Origin of the sequence: Chryseobacterium tructae, assembly GCF_030409875.1 — a bacterium.
Classification (GTDB): Bacteria; Bacteroidota; Bacteroidia; order Flavobacteriales; family Weeksellaceae; genus Chryseobacterium; species Chryseobacterium tructae.
Genome location: NZ_JAUFQR010000001.1, coordinates 4511728 through 4528441 on the forward strand (window position 1 = coordinate 4511728; position 16714 = coordinate 4528441).

16 protein-coding genes and 2 pseudogenes are annotated in these 16714 nt (G+C 36.8%); all 18 read left to right on the top strand.

Annotated elements, in window-relative coordinates:
* Nucleotides 1–12 precede the first annotated feature (12 nt).
* The 18 genes and pseudogenes from QWZ06_RS22450 to QWZ06_RS22535 all read left to right on the top strand — a co-directional run bounded on the left by QWZ06_RS22450 (nt 13) and on the right by QWZ06_RS22535 (nt 16584).
* Nucleotides 13–1146: a GTP cyclohydrolase gene (locus QWZ06_RS22450; RefSeq protein WP_290301200.1), complete on the top strand. Its 1134-nt coding sequence runs from the start codon at nt 13–15 to the stop codon at nt 1144–1146.
* Between the two features lie 59 nt (nt 1147–1205).
* Nucleotides 1206–1382 carry a hypothetical protein gene (locus QWZ06_RS22455; protein WP_290301201.1) on the top strand — a complete coding sequence of 59 codons (177 nt, stop codon included), beginning with the start codon at nt 1206–1208 and terminating at the stop codon, nt 1380–1382.
* Nucleotides 1383–1504: 122 nt separating this feature from the next.
* Entirely contained in the window at nt 1505–1876 is a 372-nt protein-coding gene (locus tag QWZ06_RS22460) for an NADH-quinone oxidoreductase subunit A (protein ID WP_045492896.1), read from the top strand.
* A gap of 101 nt (nt 1877–1977) precedes the next feature.
* Nucleotides 1978–2538, top strand: coding sequence for an NADH-quinone oxidoreductase subunit B (locus QWZ06_RS22465; protein ID WP_002983540.1), 561 nt, complete (start codon nt 1978–1980; stop codon nt 2536–2538).
* A 5-nt stretch (nt 2539–2543) separates the two neighbouring features.
* Nucleotides 2544–3038, top strand: a complete 495-nt coding sequence (locus QWZ06_RS22470; RefSeq protein ID WP_290301202.1) for an NADH-quinone oxidoreductase subunit C — start codon at nt 2544–2546, stop codon at nt 3036–3038.
* A 74-nt stretch (nt 3039–3112) separates the two neighbouring features.
* Nucleotides 3113–4334, top strand: a pseudogene (locus QWZ06_RS22475) (NADH-quinone oxidoreductase subunit D).
* A 106-nt stretch (nt 4335–4440) separates the two neighbouring features.
* Nucleotides 4441–4950, top strand: a complete 510-nt coding sequence (locus QWZ06_RS22480) for an NADH-quinone oxidoreductase subunit NuoE family protein (RefSeq protein ID WP_290301204.1) — start codon at nt 4441–4443, stop codon at nt 4948–4950.
* Nucleotides 4951–5027: 77 nt separating this feature from the next.
* A pseudogene (gene nuoF / locus QWZ06_RS22485) lies at nt 5028–6384 on the top strand (NADH-quinone oxidoreductase subunit NuoF).
* Nucleotides 6385–6389: 5 nt separating this feature from the next.
* Nucleotides 6390–7262 carry a hypothetical protein gene (locus QWZ06_RS22490; RefSeq protein ID WP_290301205.1) on the top strand — a complete coding sequence of 291 codons (873 nt, stop codon included), beginning with the start codon at nt 6390–6392 and terminating at the stop codon, nt 7260–7262.
* A 41-nt stretch (nt 7263–7303) separates the two neighbouring features.
* On the top strand, nt 7304–8302 hold the full coding sequence (locus QWZ06_RS22495; protein WP_290301206.1) for an NADH-quinone oxidoreductase subunit G: 999 nt from the start codon (nt 7304–7306) through the stop codon (nt 8300–8302).
* Nucleotides 8303–8398: 96 nt separating this feature from the next.
* Nucleotides 8399–9463, top strand: a complete 1065-nt coding sequence (gene nuoH, locus QWZ06_RS22500) for an NADH-quinone oxidoreductase subunit NuoH (RefSeq protein WP_209920081.1) — start codon at nt 8399–8401, stop codon at nt 9461–9463.
* Between the two features lie 152 nt (nt 9464–9615).
* Entirely contained in the window at nt 9616–10173 is a 558-nt protein-coding gene (locus QWZ06_RS22505) for a NuoI/complex I 23 kDa subunit family protein (RefSeq protein WP_040996950.1), read from the top strand.
* Nucleotides 10173–10670, top strand: coding sequence for an NADH-quinone oxidoreductase subunit J family protein (locus QWZ06_RS22510; protein WP_123859050.1), 498 nt, complete (start codon nt 10173–10175; stop codon nt 10668–10670). The genes QWZ06_RS22505 and QWZ06_RS22510 overlap by 1 nt, the downstream gene beginning before the upstream one ends.
* Before the next feature lie 4 nt (nt 10671–10674).
* Nucleotides 10675–11004: an NADH-quinone oxidoreductase subunit NuoK gene (gene nuoK, locus QWZ06_RS22515; RefSeq protein WP_065396642.1), complete on the top strand. Its 330-nt coding sequence runs from the start codon at nt 10675–10677 to the stop codon at nt 11002–11004.
* Nucleotides 11005–11006: 2 nt separating this feature from the next.
* Nucleotides 11007–12920 (top strand): NADH-quinone oxidoreductase subunit L, encoded by a 1914-nt coding sequence (gene nuoL / locus QWZ06_RS22520; RefSeq protein ID WP_290301207.1) that lies wholly within the window; start codon nt 11007–11009, stop codon nt 12918–12920.
* 2 nt (nt 12921–12922) lie between these two features.
* A complete protein-coding gene (locus QWZ06_RS22525) occupies nt 12923–14416 on the top strand; it encodes a complex I subunit 4 family protein (RefSeq protein ID WP_290301208.1) in 1494 nt (497 codons plus the stop codon).
* Between the two features lie 152 nt (nt 14417–14568).
* Entirely contained in the window at nt 14569–15948 is a 1380-nt protein-coding gene (locus QWZ06_RS22530) for an NADH-quinone oxidoreductase subunit N (RefSeq protein ID WP_290301209.1), read from the top strand.
* Nucleotides 15949–16119: 171 nt separating this feature from the next.
* Nucleotides 16120–16584, top strand: coding sequence for a hypothetical protein (locus QWZ06_RS22535; RefSeq protein ID WP_290301210.1), 465 nt, complete (start codon nt 16120–16122; stop codon nt 16582–16584).
* Nucleotides 16585–16714 lie beyond the last annotated feature (130 nt).

Below are 16714 nucleotides of genomic sequence, written 5' to 3' on the forward strand. Positions count from 1 at the left end.
CCATCAAAAGTTATGTCTAAGATTTCAATTATTGAAGTAAAAACAGCTGATCAACTCAAGCAATTCGTAAAATTTCCGATGGATCTGTATAAGAACAACCCCTACTATGTTCCATCTTTTATTAAAGACGAAATGAACATTTGGAATGCTAAGGAAAATCCAGCCTTACACTATTCAGAATCCAAACAATTTCTAGCACTGAAAGACCATAAAGTAGTTGGAAGAATTGCTGTTATTATTAATCATAAGGAAGAGAAAGAATTAGGGATAAAAAAGGTACGTTTCGGATGGATAGATTTCATAGATGATCAAGAAGTTTCTAAAGCTTTAATTCAACTTGCTGTTGATTATGCTAAAGAACATGGCATAGATCAGATTGAAGGCCCTATGGGATTCACGAATCTTGATAAGGCAGGAATGCTTACCATGGGGTTTGATAAACTGGCAACCATGATTGGAATTTACAATCATGAATATTATCCAAAACATCTTGAAAATCTTGGATTAACTAAGGAAAAAGAATGGGTAGAATACGAAATGAATTTCCCTAAAGTCCTTCCTGAAAAAGTAGAAAAATTCAGTGGATTAATTGCACAAAAGTACAAACTCAAGGTTCTTAAATTTAAATCTAAGGATGAAATTCTTCCTTACGTAGAGCCTATGTTTCAACTTTTAGATGAAACCTATAAACACCTTTCCACTTATACTCCAATTTCAGAAGAACAGATCAAAACATATAAAGAAAAATACTTCCCTTTTATTGATAAAAACTATGTAATCTGTGTGGTAGACGAAAACCAGCAGCTGGTTTCTTTCGCCATCACGATGCCTTCTTATTCAAAAGCTTTACAAAAATCTAAAGGAAAATTATTTCCGTTTGGATGGTGGCATTTCTTACAAGCCGGAAAAAAGAATGATCGTGCTAATTTTTACCTGATCGGAATTCATCCTGAGTATCAAAGACGTGGCGTAACAGCCATTATCTTTAAAGAAATTTTTGTGCGTTTTACAAGTATGGGAATTAATTTTGCTGAAACCAATCCTGAGCTGGAAGAAAACAAAAGTGTTCAGCTTTTATGGCAGGACTACAACCCTGTGAATCATAAAAGAAGAAGAACGTACTCGATGAATATAAATGATAAATAATTGAGGACAATATCATGTTCTCACTCTAACACTCTCCCACCTTCAAACCCCTTCACCTCATGAAGCCACAACTTATCATTTTCGCTGCTTTAATTGCAGGATTTATTGCGTATAACTTCTTTTTCCAATCGCAGGATGGGAGAACAAATACAGTGATCAATATCGTTTTTGCGAGTGTTCTTTTTGGATATATTGCATTTATGGCTTACGCTCTTCTTAAAAAAATGAAGAAATAATTCGTTATTTTTATTGATTCTAAATTGTAGGTTTTCTCTATTTTCACCCTACTTTTAAGCTGATAAATTTCATGCTTTCTTGTTTATTCGTTAAATTTGCAAATTGAGATAATAATGCAAAAATGAATTTACCTGAAAGTTATATTCCAATACTAATCCAAGCAGGTGTAGCAGTAGGATTTGTCGCTGTTTCATTGCTTGGTGCACATTTCTTAGGACCAAAACAGAAAAAAGGAGATTCTGTAAAAAATCAAAGCTGGGAATGTGGAGTTCCTAGTGAAGGAAATGCTAGAACACCGTTTTCAATTAAATATTTCCTGACTGCGGTATTGTTTGTACTATTCGATATTGAAATCGTATTCTTTTATCCTTATGCGGTAAACTTCAGAGAATTCGGTATGGAAGGATTCCTAGCTGTGCTTACGTTCGTTGCGATTTTCTTCGTAGCGTTTTTCTATGTATGGAAACGTGGAGCACTAGATTGGGATAAATAAATTTTAACATTAAAAGATTGAATTTATTTAAGTAATTTAAAGATTGCTAAGGTTTTATTTTTTAATCTTTAAATATTTTAATCTTTAAATATTTACTAAAAATGTCAGATAAAAAACCAGTAATAAGAACAGATGCACCTGCTCCCGAAGGATATGAAGGAGAAGGGTTTTTCGCAACAAAACTGAGCAGTGTAATCGGGATGGCAAGAAAGTTTTCACTTTGGCCATTGCCATTTGCTACCTCTTGTTGTGGTATTGAGTTTATGGCTACCCTAAACCCTACTTATGACGCTTCAAGATTTGGTATGGAAAGAAACTCTTTCTCTCCAAGACAAGCGGACATGCTAATGGTTTGCGGAACTATATCAAAAAAATTAGGACCAGTCCTAAAAGAAGTATATACTCAGATGGCTGAGCCAAAATGGGTAGTCGCTGTTGGAGCTTGTGCTTCCAGTGGTGGTATTTTCGATACCTATTCCGTTCTTCAGGGAATTGATAAAATTATTCCGGTAGACGTTTATGTTCCTGGATGTCCTCCAAGACCTGAACAGATCATTGAAGGAGTAATGCAGGTACAAGCTCTTGCAGAAAGCGAAAGCATCAGAAGAAGGGATATGCCTGAATATCAAAAATTATTAGATTCTTACAACATAAGCAACTAAACGGAATGACAAACGAATTTGTATTAGAAGCAATCACCAGAGAATTTCCGGAATCTGTCATTTCAAGTTCAGAGCCTTATGGAATGTTAACGATTGAAGTGAAGAAAGAAGATATTAAGAAGATTATTCACTATCTTAAAGATTCATCACTGGAATTTAATTTCCTTACAGATATCTGCGGAATCCATTATCCTGAATTCCCGGAAAAGGAAATAGGTGTTGTATATCATTTACATAATATGATGGCCAATTTCAGATTACGTCTGAAGATCTTTATGTCCAGAGAAAATATCGAAGTAGACTCTCTTACTGACTTATATGCCGGTGCTAACTGGATGGAAAGAGAAACCTATGACTTTTATGGGATCAAATTTAAAGGACACCCGGATCTTAGACCTATTTTGAATATGGAAGATCTTGGATACCACCCAATGTTGAAGGAATATCGCCTTGAAGATGGTACAAGAACCGACAAGAACGATAACATGTTTGGAAGATAAAAATAATGCAATAAGCAATAAGCAGTAAGTGATAAGCTTAAAGCCTATAGCCTATAGCCTAAAGCATTTAAATTATGAAAGATAACTCATTATCTAATATACTAAACCAGTACGAAAGTAAGGAACAGATTGACGGACAATTATACACCCTCAATTTAGGACCTACTCACCCTGCTACTCACGGGATTTTCCAGAATATCTTAACGATGGACGGAGAAAGAATCCTTCATGCTGAGCAAACGGTAGGATATATCCACAGAGCATTTGAGAAAATTTCTGAAAGAAGAAACTACTCTCAGATCACTACCCTTACTGACCGTATGAATTACTGTTCTGCCCCGATCAACAATTTGGGTTGGCACATGACAGTAGAAAAGCTGATCGGCGTTGAAGTTCCAAAACGTGTAGACTATATGCGTGTTATCCTAATGGAATTAGCAAGAATCGGTGACCACCTGATTTGTAACGGGGTAACCGGGATGGACTCAGGAGCAATTACAGGTCTTACTTATATGTTCATCGAAAGAGAGCGTATTTATGATATGTATGAGCAGATCTGTGGGGCAAGGATGACTACCAATATGGGAAGAATTGGAGGATTCGAAAGAGATTCACTCCTAAGTTCCATGAGTTATTACAAGATTTCTTAAAAACTTTCCCAGCAAGATTTAAAGAATTCGGTACTTTATTAGAAAGAAACAGAATTTTCATGGACAGAACCATCGGTACAGGAGCAATCTCTGCCGAAAGAGCATTAAGCTACGGCTTTACAGGTCCAAACCTACGTGCAGCAGGAGTAGATTACGATGTGAGAGTTGCACAGCCTTATTCATCATACGAAGATTTCGACTTCATTATTCCTGTAGGAACATCAGGAGATACTTACGACCGTTCATGGTTCGTCAACAAGAAATCTGGGAATCACTTAAAATTATCAAACAAGCATACGAAAATCTTCCGGAAGGACCATTCCACGCGGATGTTCCTGATTTCTATCTTCCTGAAAAGGCAGATGTGTATCAAAAAATGGAAGCATTGATCTACCACTTCAAAATTGTAATGGGAGAAACTGATGTACCGAAAGGGGAAGTTTACCATGCTGTAGAAGGTGGAAACGGAGAATTAGGTTTCTATCTTGTGAGTGATGGAGGAAGAAGCCCTTACAGACTTCATTTCAGAAGACCATGTTTCATCTACTATCAGGCCTATCCTGAAATGATTACAGGTTCTGTAATTTCAGATGCCATTGTAACGATGTGTAGTATGAATATTATTGCGGGAGAATTAGACGCATAAAAAAAGAAGAAGTAAGACATCAGATTTCAGATGTTAGACTCTTCGCTTTGTATATAAATTTAAAATCTGATGTCTGAAATCTGGCATCTGAAATCTTAGATAAAAAATGAGCGAAACAATAGCTTTTAAACCGGAAAGTTTAGCACAGGTACACAAAATTATCGCAAGATATCCTGAAGGAAGACAAAAATCTGCTCTTCTTCCTGTACTTCACTTGGCACAGAAAGAATTCGGAGGATGGTTAGATGTTCCTGTTATGGATTATGTTGCCGGACTATTAAGTATCAAACCAATCGAAGTATATGAAGTAGCTACTTTCTATACAATGTTCAACATGAAGCCTGTAGGTAAATATGTTTTAGAGGTTTGCAGAACAGGACCGTGTATGGTTTGTGGAAGCGAGAAGATCCTTGACCATATCAGAACGAAACTGAATATTAAGGATGGTGAAACTACTGAAGACGGTATGTTCACATTAAAGCCTGCTGAATGTCTTGGAGCATGTGGATATGCACCAATGTTACAGCTTGGAAAATTCTTTCATGAAAATTTAACGATAGAAAAAGTAGATGAAATCCTTGATCTTTGCAGACAGGGACAAGTTGCTTTAGACTAAATAAATTTTAACAAATTAAAAATAGCATAAGTTAGAAGCCAAAAGCCAATAGCTGACCGCTAAAAGCATAATATACAATGAGTAAAAAACTTTTACTTAAAGACGCACATATAGAAGGTATCCGCTACTTTGAAACTTACCGTAAACAAGGAGGTTATACAGCAGCTGAAAAAGCCTTGAAAATGACTCCTGACGAAATTCTTGAAGAAGTAAAAGCTTCAGGATTAAGAGGCCGTGGTGGAGCTGGATTCCCAACGGGCATGAAATGGAGCTTTTTAGCAAAACCAGAAGGCGTTCCAAGACACCTTGTGGTAAATGCGGATGAATCTGAGCCTGGAACATTCAAGGACAGATATCTGATGGAGTTCCTTCCTCACCTATTGATTGAAGGAATGCTAATTTCATCTTACTGTTTAGGTTCAAATGTTTCTTATATCTATATCCGTGGAGAATATTCATGGATTCCTGATATCCTTGAAGAAGCTATTGAAGAAGCTAAAGCAGCAGGATTTAGGTAAAAATATTTTAGGAACCGGTTTCGACTGTGAAATCTATGTACAGAGAGGTGGTGGAGCTTATATTTGCGGTGAAGAAACTGCATTGCTTGAATCCCTTGAAGGAAAAAGAGGTAATCCAAGATTAAAACCACCATTCCCGGCTGTAAAAGGTCTTTGGGAAAGACCAACAGTGGTAAACAATGTTGAGTCTATTGCAGCCATCGTTCCAATCATTGATATTACAGGTGCTGAGTATGCTAAAATCGGTGTAGGAAGATCTACAGGTACGAAATTGATTTCAGCTTGTGGAAACATCAACAAACCGGGTGTATACGAAATTGATATGACCATTACTGTAGAAGAATTCATCTATTCTGATGAGTATTGTGGTGGTATTAAAGACGGAAAAAGATTAAAGGCTTGTATTCCTGGAGGAAGTTCTGTTCCAATTGTTCCAGCTAATCTATTGCTGAGAACCGTGAACGGAGAGCCAAGATATATGAACTATGAATCATTAGCAGATGGTGGCTTTGCTACCGGAACAATGATGGGTTCAGGAGGATTCATCGTTTTAGACGAAGACCAGTGTATTGTAGATCACACAATGACTTTAGCCAGATTTTATCACCATGAAAGTTGTGGACAATGTACACCTTGCCGTGAAGGAACAGGATGGATGCATAAAATCTTAAAGAAAATTGAAAAAGGAGAAGGAAAAATGGAAGATATCGATCTACTTTGGGATATCCAGAGAAAAATCGAAGGAAACACGATCTGTCCATTGGGAGATGCAGCAGCTTGGCCTGTTGCAGCAGCAATTCGTCACTTCAGAGATGAATTTGAGTGGCACGTGAAAAACCCTGAGTTATCTCAGACCCAAAATTATGGATTGGCACATTATGCAGATCCTATCCCGGCTGTTGAAAAGAATGCATAGTTGAAATGAAAAAGATATTGGTTGTCGGCTTAATGATGTCGAGTTTTGTTTTCGGACAGAAAAAAGATTCTTTACTGGTAGAAAATAATGCAGACCTGTTTAAAACTCCTGTTTCCAAGAAACCGGAACCTTTAAGCAAAAAAGGTCAGATGTTTGCTTTTTATGGATGGAACAGAGCAGCATTTAGTAATTCTGATATTCGTTTTAAAGGAAATGGATATGATTTTCAACTGAATAATGTAACTGCTCAGGATAGACCTACCAAATTTGGACTTGTTTATTTTGATCCAAGTTGGTTTACTGTGACCCAGTATAATTTCAGAATAGGATATTTTATTAAAGATAATTTAGCGCTTGTTTTAGGGATTGATCACATGAAATATGTGATGGATCAGGATCAAACCGTTAACTTTAAAGGACATATCTCAGATCCTGAATATGCAGCCATGGTACAGAACGGGCAAGTAAACCTTGCAGATGAAAAGTTCCTTACTTTTGAACATACAGATGGGCTTAACTATGAAAACTTAGGTCTTGAAAAATATCAGAGTATTATCAACAAGAAAAATGTTGATTTGGTTTGGTCTTATGGAGCCGGTATCGGATTTATGTTCCCAAAAAGTAATGTAAAACTTTTTGGAAATGAAAGAAGCGACCGTTTCCACGTTGCGGGTATGGGGACTGATGTAAGAGCCAGTCTTAACTTAGTACTTTGGGATCATGTAATGGTAAGAGTAGAAGGAAAAGCCGGTTATATCAATATGTGGGACATTAAAACTACATTGAATAACAAGCCAGACAAAGCGCAGCAGGATTTTGTTTTCGGACAAGTGATGGCTGGAATTGGATATACATTTAATACAAAGAAATATAAATAACAAAGCCTATTGCTTAACGCATAAAGCTTAAAGCATACAATATGAGCGAAGAAGTTAAAAAATTCAAAATAACTATAGACGGACAGACTGCTGAAGTTTTGCCTGGTACTTCTATTTTGGAAGCTGCAAGACAAATCGGAGGTAAATCTGTACCTCCTGCGATGTGTTACTACAGCAAATTAGAAACCAGTGGCGGAAGATGCAGAACTTGTCTTGTAGAAGTTTCTAAAGGATCTGAAGCAGATCCACGTCCTATGCCGAAATTGGTAGCAAGCTGCAGAACAAACGTAATGGACGGTATGGAAGTTAAAAACCTTACTTCTGAGAAAGCTCAGGAAGGAAGAAAAGCGGTAACCGAATTCTTATTGGTTAATCACCCGCTAGACTGTCCTGTTTGTGATCAGGCTGGTGAATGTCATCTTCAGGATCTTGGATATGAGCACGGAAACCTTGAAACTAGAACAGAATTCGAAAGAAATACTTACGAAGCTGATGATCTGGGACCGAACATCAAACTGAACATGAACCGTTGTATTCTTTGTGCAAGATGTGTATTAGCTGCCAACCAACTAACAGGTGAAAGAGAGCACGGTATTCTTTTCAGAGGAGATCATGCTGAAATTTCTACCTATTTAAATAAAGCTTTGGATAATGACTTCATTGGAAATGTTATCGACGTTTGTCCTGTAGGAGCATTAACAGACAGAACATCCCGTTTTGCAAGCAGAGTGTGGTTCACAAAACCAATGAACGCTTCTTGTAAATGTGATAAATGTTCAGGAAAAACGGTAGTTTGGATGAAAGGTGATGAAATCGTAAGAGTAACTGCAAGAAAAGACCAGTGGGGTGAAGTTGAAGAATTCATCTGTGATACATGTCGTTTCGAAAGAAAAGCATTGTCAGACTGGAACATCGAAGGTCCTAGACATATCGACAGACACTCTGTAATTTCACTTAATCATTACCAGAAGCCAAAAGACGAATTGATAATGATTGATAATCCTGATGCGAAGGAAATCAGTGAAAAAGACGAAAAATAATTTTAATAAAGACAATTAGATCTCAGACACAAGACATCAGACTTAACCTCATATCTAGTATCTGACATCTCACATCTAAAAATCTTTAAAACAAAAATGGATTTACTTACATTTAAACTTATACTTGTACTAGCACTTTTCCTGCTTTCTTTAACGATTGCAGCCTACTCTACCTGGGCAGAAAGAAAAGTAGCCTCTATCATGCAGGATAGAATTGGGCCTAACAGAGCTGGGCCTTTCGGATTATTGCAACCTCTTGCTGATGGTGGTAAATTCTTCTTTAAGGAAGACTTTACTCCTGCCAATGCTGAAAAATTTCTTTTCGTATTGGGTCCAGCTTTAGTAATGTTTATTTCATTAATCACGGGGGCAGTTATTCCTTGGGGTAAAAGTTTAAATATTGCAGGTACTTCTTTTGATCTTCAGGTGGCTAACATTGACGTTGGTGTACTTTTCATCATCGGAATGGCTTCCATTGGTGTTTATGGAATCATGATCGGAGGTTGGGCTTCGAACAACAAATATTCATTACTAGGTGCTATTCGTGCCTCTTCTCAGATGATTTCTTATGAATTGGCAATGGGACTGGCGCTTCTTTCTATCATTATGATGTCTGGAAGCTTAGATTTGAAAGTAATTACTGAAAGCCAAACTACTGGAAAATTATGGGGAATCATTCCTTGGGTTTCTGGTATGAACTGGAATATTTTCTATCAGCCAATTGCTTTCCTTGTATTTTTTGTAGCAGCTTTAGCCGAAACAAACAGACACCCGTTCGATTTACCTGAATGTGAATCTGAATTGGTAACAGGATACTCTACAGAATACTCTTCCATGAAATTAGGTTTATATATGTTCGGTGAATACGTGAACATGTTTATTTCTAATGCTTTCATGGTTGTTCTTTTCTTCGGAGGTTATAATTATCCTGGTATTGAATGGGTAACTCAGAACTGGGGAGAAAACGTTGCAGGAATCTTAAGTATCGTTGCATTCTTAACGAAGACTGTCATCGGAATCTTGATCTTCATGTGGATCAGATGGACACTTCCAAGATTCAGATATGACCAATTAATGCACTTAGGATGGAAAACATTAATCCCGATGGCATTGGTAAACCTATTAATTACAGGAGCTGTAATTTTAGCGTTTGCAAACTAAGAAAATTTGAAAATGAGCTGATTTGAAAATTTGATAATGAAATCAAAGTTTTATCTTTAGCCTATCATATTCAATCATCAATATTAAATAATTAAGATAGCAGACAAGATTAGTCTAAAATCTGGTGTCTAACATCTAATATCTATAATTAAATGAAACTTACAAACAGATCAAAAGTTGTTTCCAATAAGGAAATGACCCTTGCTGAAAAAATCTACTTGCCTGCGATCTTTACAGGGATGGGGATTACATTTAAGCATGCTGTAAGAACCGTGATAAAGGGTGCTCCCGCAGTATATTCGTATCCGGAAGTACAGAAACCAAGAACTACCATCTGGAGAGGTCAGCACGTTTTGAAAAGAGACGAGGAAGGCAGAGAAAGATGTACTGCTTGCGGACTTTGTGCGGTAGCTTGTCCTGCAGAAGCCATTACGATGACTGCTGCTGAAAGAACTAAAGAGGAAAAAGGACTTTACAGAGAAGAAAAATACGCTTCAGTATATGAAATCAATATGCTAAGATGTATTTTCTGTGGAATGTGTGAAGAGGCTTGTCCTAAATCGGCCATTTATCTTACCGATAGATTGGTAGACGTAGAAACCAACAGAGGTTCTTTCATTTACGGAAAAGATAAATTAGTTGAAAAAATAAATGAAAGGATTGACATCACGACAAGACAATCCGAGAAACAAAAAAATGCGGTAAAATAATGGATCAGTTTTTATTTTTCTTGGTGGCGTTTTTAGCAGTGTCAAGTGCGGTGTATTTCGTATTTGCAAAAAATCCTTTATATGCTATTTTGTCATTAATTGTTACGATGTTTTCAATTGCCGGAATGTACATTCTTTTGAATGCTCAATTCTTAGCAATTATCCAGATCATAGTGTACGCAGGTGCCATCATGGTACTTTTCCTTTACATCCTTATGATGCTTAACCTTAATAAAGCAGACGAAAGTAAGAAGGGTAATACTTTAAAATTTATTGGAGTTTTTACGGCAGGTCTTCTTTTAGTTGGAGTTTTAGGGGTATTCAGAGGAGTTCAGCAAAACCATATTGTAGTAGAGAATGTAGACAGAAGTGTTGGTCTTACTAAAAATCTGGGTAGACTTTTGTTTAATGAATATGTTTTACCGTTTGAGCTTGCTTCTATCCTGATTTTAGCAGGTATTGTAGGCGCGGTATTAATCGGTAAAAAAGATTTATAAAATTATGGGAGAAGTAAATACATTTATACAAAGCATCCCTTTGGACTACTTCATTATCCTTTGTTCAGTATTGTTCTGCTTAGGAGTGATGGGAGTATTGCTTAGAAAAAATGCTATTGTGATTCTAGGCTGTGTAGAGCTTATGCTTAACTCTGTAAACCTTTTATTGGCTGCTTTTTCAGCATACAAAGGGAATGGAGACGGACAGCTTTTAGTGTTCTTCATTATGGTGGTTGCAGCTGCTGAAGTAGCGGTAGGTCTGGCAATTATTGCTATGCTGTATAGAAATACCCGTTCTGTAGATGTTAGTATATTTAATAAATTAAGAGGATAAGAATGGAGAATTTAGTATATGCAATAGTACTTTTACCACTTTTAGGGTTTCTTATAAACGGTTTATTCGGAAAAAATCTTCCAAAAATAGTGGTGGGTTCTTTGGCTACGGCAATGGTTTTCGGATCATTCTGTATCGCTGTAAGTCTTTTCATGAATTTCAATTCTGAAAGCCAGCCTGTAATCGTAAAAGCTTTTGAATGGTTTAGAGTAAATGGTATTCAAATCAATTTTGGGTTCCAAATCGATCAGCTATCTTTAATGATGGTCATGATCATCACGGGTATCGGTTCACTGATCCACTTATACTCTATCGGATATATGAGTCATGACAAAGGATTCTATAAGTTCTTTACTTATCTGAATCTTTTCATCTTCTCTATGTTACTTTTAGTAATGGGAAGCAACTACCTTATCTTGTTCATTGGATGGGAAGGTGTAGGTCTTTGTTCTTACCTATTGATCGGATTCTGGTATACCAACGAAGAATACGGTAAAGCGGCAAGAAAAGCTTTCATCATGAACAGAATTGGTGACCTTGCGTTATTGATCGGTATCTTCATGATCGCTGCTCAGACCAATGCTGTAGATTATCTTTCTGTAGCAGAAAACGCTTCAAAATTTGAATTAGACGGAACAGTGATTATCTTTATCACAGCGAGTTTATTCATCGGTGCTACCGGTAAATCGGCTCAGGTTCCATTATATACATGGTTACCGGATGCGATGGCTGGACCAACTCCTGTTTCTGCGTTAATTCACGCAGCAACGATGGTAACAGCGGGTATCTACTTAGTAGTAAGATCCAACTTCTTATTTACTTTAGCCCCTACGGTACAAGGAGGAATTTTATTCATCGGATTCTTAACTGCAGCTTTAGCAGGGTTCTATGCACTACGTCAGAACGACATCAAAAAAGTATTGGCATACTCTACTGTTTCACAACTTGGGTTTATGTTCATCGCTTTAGGTCTTGGAGCGTATACAACAGCTATGTTCCACGTAATGACACACGCTTTCTTTAAAGCTTTATTATTCTTAGGTGCAGGTTCTGTAATCCACGCTATGAGCAACGAGCAGGATATGCGTTTCATGGGAGGTCTTAAAAAATATATTCCTCTTACCCACGCTACATTCCTGATCGGAACATTAGCCATTTCAGGTTTCCCTTTATTATCAGGGATGATCTCTAAAGACGAAATTTTAGTAGCAGCTTTCGCTAAAAATCCTATTTATTGGGTAATCTTATTTGTTTTAGCGGCAATGACTGCAACGTATATGTTCAGACTATATTACCTGACTTTCCATGGAGAGTTCAGAGGTACTGAAGAGCAAAAACACCACTTACATGAAAGCCCTACTAATATGACATTACCATTGATCGTATTGGCTATCCTTTCTGTTGTTGGAGGTTTCATCAACTTGCCACACTTCATCGGTCACGGACACTATGCTAAATTGATGGAATGGTTAAAGCCTGTTCTTACGGAACAAAGCTACAGCCAGATGGAAGCTACTCTTTCAGGAGTACCTTTTAACACTGAAATGATCTTATTAGCAGCGACAGTATTAATGTTCTTCTCTGTATGGTTTATCGTAAGAAATACCTACGTGAAAAAGAAAAAAATGGCTGTGGCAGAAGAAAGCTATACCGGATGGGAAAAGCTTTCTGCTAAAAAACTATATGTAGACGAACTTTACAACGCATTGATTGTAAAAACTGTTGAAGGATTAGGACGCGGAGGAAAGATGTTTGATAAGGGTATCTTAGACCGTTTTGTAAACTTTGTAGGTGATGGTGCTGAAGACAGCGGTAAAGCTATGAAGCGTGTACAAAACGGAAATGTAGAGACGTATATTCTTATCATGTCTTTAGCTGTGGGAATTATATTAATTGTTAACTTTTTATTACAATAATAATGTCTTGTTTATTATTAACATTATTACTATTACCTCTAGTAGGTTCGGGATTAGTTTTTGCATGGAAGAGTAATTCCAGCAAATATTTGGCACTAGGAATTGCATTGGTACAAATGCTCCTTACGTTCTATATACTTTCGGATTTTGATTTTACTCCGACAGTAGACAGCGTATTGCAGCATGAGATCAATTATCCGTGGTCACAATTTATGAAGGGCTCTCTTCACTTCGGTATCGATGGAATGAGCATGCTTCTTTTATTGCTGACTAACATCTTAGCGCCAATCATCATTTTATCTTCTTTCAATGAAAGTGTAAACTACAGAAATACATTCTACGGATTGATTCTGTTGATGCAATTCGGTCTTGTAGGAGTATTTACTTCTTTAGACGGATTATTGTTCTACATTTTTTGGGAAGTAACTTTGATTCCAATTTGGTTTATTGCCGGACTTTGGGGACAAGAGAATAAAAGGTTCGAATTCACTACGAAATTCTTCGTATATACATTCGTTGGATCTTTATTTATGTTAGCCGGATTGATCTATGTGTACAACCATTCTGCATCATTCGCTTTAACAGATCTATACAATGCGCAACTTAACGAAGTACAGCAGACTGTGGTATTCTGGTTCATTTTCTTTGCTTTTGCAGTGAAATTACCGGTATTCCCTTTTCATACCTGGCAGCCTGATACCTATACCTACTCTCCTACTCAAGGATCGATGTTATTATCAGGGATCATGCTTAAGATGGCAGTGTATGGGGTAATGCGTTATTTACTTCCAATTACTCCACTTCCTATTGCAGGAATTTCCGGACAGATCGTAATTATCCTTGCCATCGTGGGAATTGTTCACGGAGCATTGATCGCGATCATCCAGACGGATATGAAGAGAATCATTGCCTATTCATCTTTCTCTCACGTAGGATTGATGGTAGCAGGGATCTTCGCTTCTGCAGTAGTTACTTTAAGAGGAACTTTCAATGTTGAAGGTGCTGAAGGAGCATTGGTACAGACTTTCGCTCACGGTATCAACGTAGTAGGATTATTCTACTGTTGTGATATTTTATACAAGAGATTTAAATCAAGAGACATCAGACAAATGGGTGGTTTAGCTAAGGTAGCCCCTAAGTTTGCCGTTTTATTCTTGATCATTATATTAGGATCAATGGGAGTTCCATTGACGAATGGATTCATCGGAGAATTTATCCTGTTAAAAGCAGTATATGATTTCAACGGAACAGCAGCAGTAATTGCTGGTCTTACGGTAATTCTTTGTGCAGTATACTTATTGAGATTCTACGGAAAAGCAATGTTTGGAGAAGGAAATGCAGAAGTGTTAAGCACAGCAAAAGATTTATCTGGTGTAGAATTCTCTGTATTGGCGAGTTTAGCGGTTTTTGTGATCTTACTTGGTATTTTCCCACAACCGGTAATCGAAATGGTGAGTAGTTCAGTGAAGTTTATCTACACGGCAATGGCTAACTAAAAAATTAAAAGATTTAAAAATTAAAAAAATAAGAGATTAGAGAGCATAAAGATAAAAGACGAAGAGATAAGAGACGGTAACTTTTGAACCCGGAACTTTAAGCTCTAACCCTTGAACTTTAAACTTCAGATCTCACATCTCAAATCTATATTATGAGTGTTTTAATTATTGTTTTCCTAACAGCAGTTATTGCGTTATTTTCAGGAGTTTTCGAACAAGGAAAGTTCGCAAGATACATTGGGATTTTGGGTTTAATCATCGCATTGTATGTAAGCTTTATGCCTGAATGTTCGTTCTTCGATCACTACAAGCATATGTATGAATACAGTGCCAATACTGCATTATTTACTAAATTATCCATTGTAACAACCTTATTGTTATTCTTCTTGGGAGGTTTTGCATTCAGCAATCACAGAAGCCACCAATCAGAATTATATGCATTGATGCTATTTGCATTATGTGGAGGAATTGTACTTTTCGGATACCAGAACTTAGTTACAATGTTCTTAGGTGTTGAAATCCTTTCTATCCCATTATATGTAATGGCTGGTGCCAACAAAACAGATCTAAGATCAAACGAAGCTTCAATCAAGTATTTCTTAATGGGTGCATTCGCAACAGGTTTCCTACTTTTCGGGATTGCGTTCATCTATGGAAGTGCAGGAAGTTTTGATCTCTATAAAATTCATGACTTTGGAGTAGCTAATGCTTCCAACGTAATGTTCATCTTAGGAGTATTGCTTATTCTTTGTGCATTGGCATTTAAGGTGGCTTTAGCTCCTTTCCATATGTGGAGTCCTGATGTATATGCAGGTTCTCCTTCATTAATCACTGCTTTCATGGCAAGTGTGGTAAAAATCTCAGGATTCTTCGCACTATTCAGATTGATGACAATTGGTTTCGCTGGAGTAACTCACGAATGGATTAATGTTTTAGGAGTATTCTTAATCATTACCTTATTGTTGGCAAACGTTATGGGTCTTGCTCAGACGAATGCAAAAAGAATGTTGGCATACTCTTCAGTTTCTCACGCAGGATACATCGGATTGGTATTCTTCGGAATGACAAGCCTTTCTACTTATAACTTAGCGTTCTATTTATTCGCTTACTCATTATCTACAGTAGGAGTTTTCATGTGTCTGATCTGGGTAGAGAAATTAAAAAGAGAAACTTCTTTCGGAGCTTTCAAAGGATTGGCAAAAACAGAACCTTTATTGGCAACAGCTGCTGCGATCTCTATGCTTTCAATGGCAGGGGTTCCGTTAACGGCTGGTTTCATGGGGAAATTTGCTTTATTCTCCCAGGCAATGAACGGAGCTGCTTTCTTAGTATTGGTAGCAGTTTTAGGGTCTGCCCTATCTATCGCTTACTATTTAAGATTAATCGTCGCGATGTTCTTCTTTAAAGAATCTACATTCAAATCATCAGAAAAGGTAACTCTTACTTATAATATTGTTGCAGTATTTGTAATTGTAACGATTATCATCTTGGGTGTTTTCCCGGATCTGTTTGCAAAAATGTTCGGATTATAAAAAGATAACCTTACAATATCAAAAACCTTTCAGATGATCTGAAAGGTTTTTTTGTGTATGCACATTTCTTCTCTTGTAAGGAAGATTTTGTTATTTTTACAAGAGAAAGAGTTTGATTTAGCTTAGTATAAAAGCTATTTTATTCAAAAAAATAATTACCCCAATCATTTTATGACTACAAAAGCCATTCTCACTTCCTTATTCATCATTTCCATTCTATCTTCGTGCAAAAAGAAAACTCTGGAACAAAAAATAGAAAACCTTCCCCCAGTACAAACGACCGTTCCACCATCTCCTCTCAAAGAAACCATAGCGGATATGGAAAATAATTCCTTTACTCTAAGCTGTGGTGCAGGATGCGCAGCAACCTATACTGCTGAAGATATTTCTCAAGATAAAGCTTCTGTAAAGGTAAAATTCAAAGTGGATAACTATATGAATGATCAATTGATAGAAACCACTTATGAAACCTACCTTTTTTACTACAAAAATACGGGCAAGATTGATAAAATCATCAATGAGGAAACCAATCAGAACATCTTGGATGAATATATCCCAGATGCCCAGGAATCATTCAAAGAATTTGCGGCTTCAATCATTAAGGATAAGAAGATTAAAACTCCATCATCAAAATAATACTACAGTAAAAAGACTTAACAATTTTATATAATAATTCCTTAAAGGAGAAGGTTACTGCCAATATTTTTAAAAAGTAAATCAGAAACATACAATGTTCTATTTATTTTGATTATTTCTTCAAAAAAAT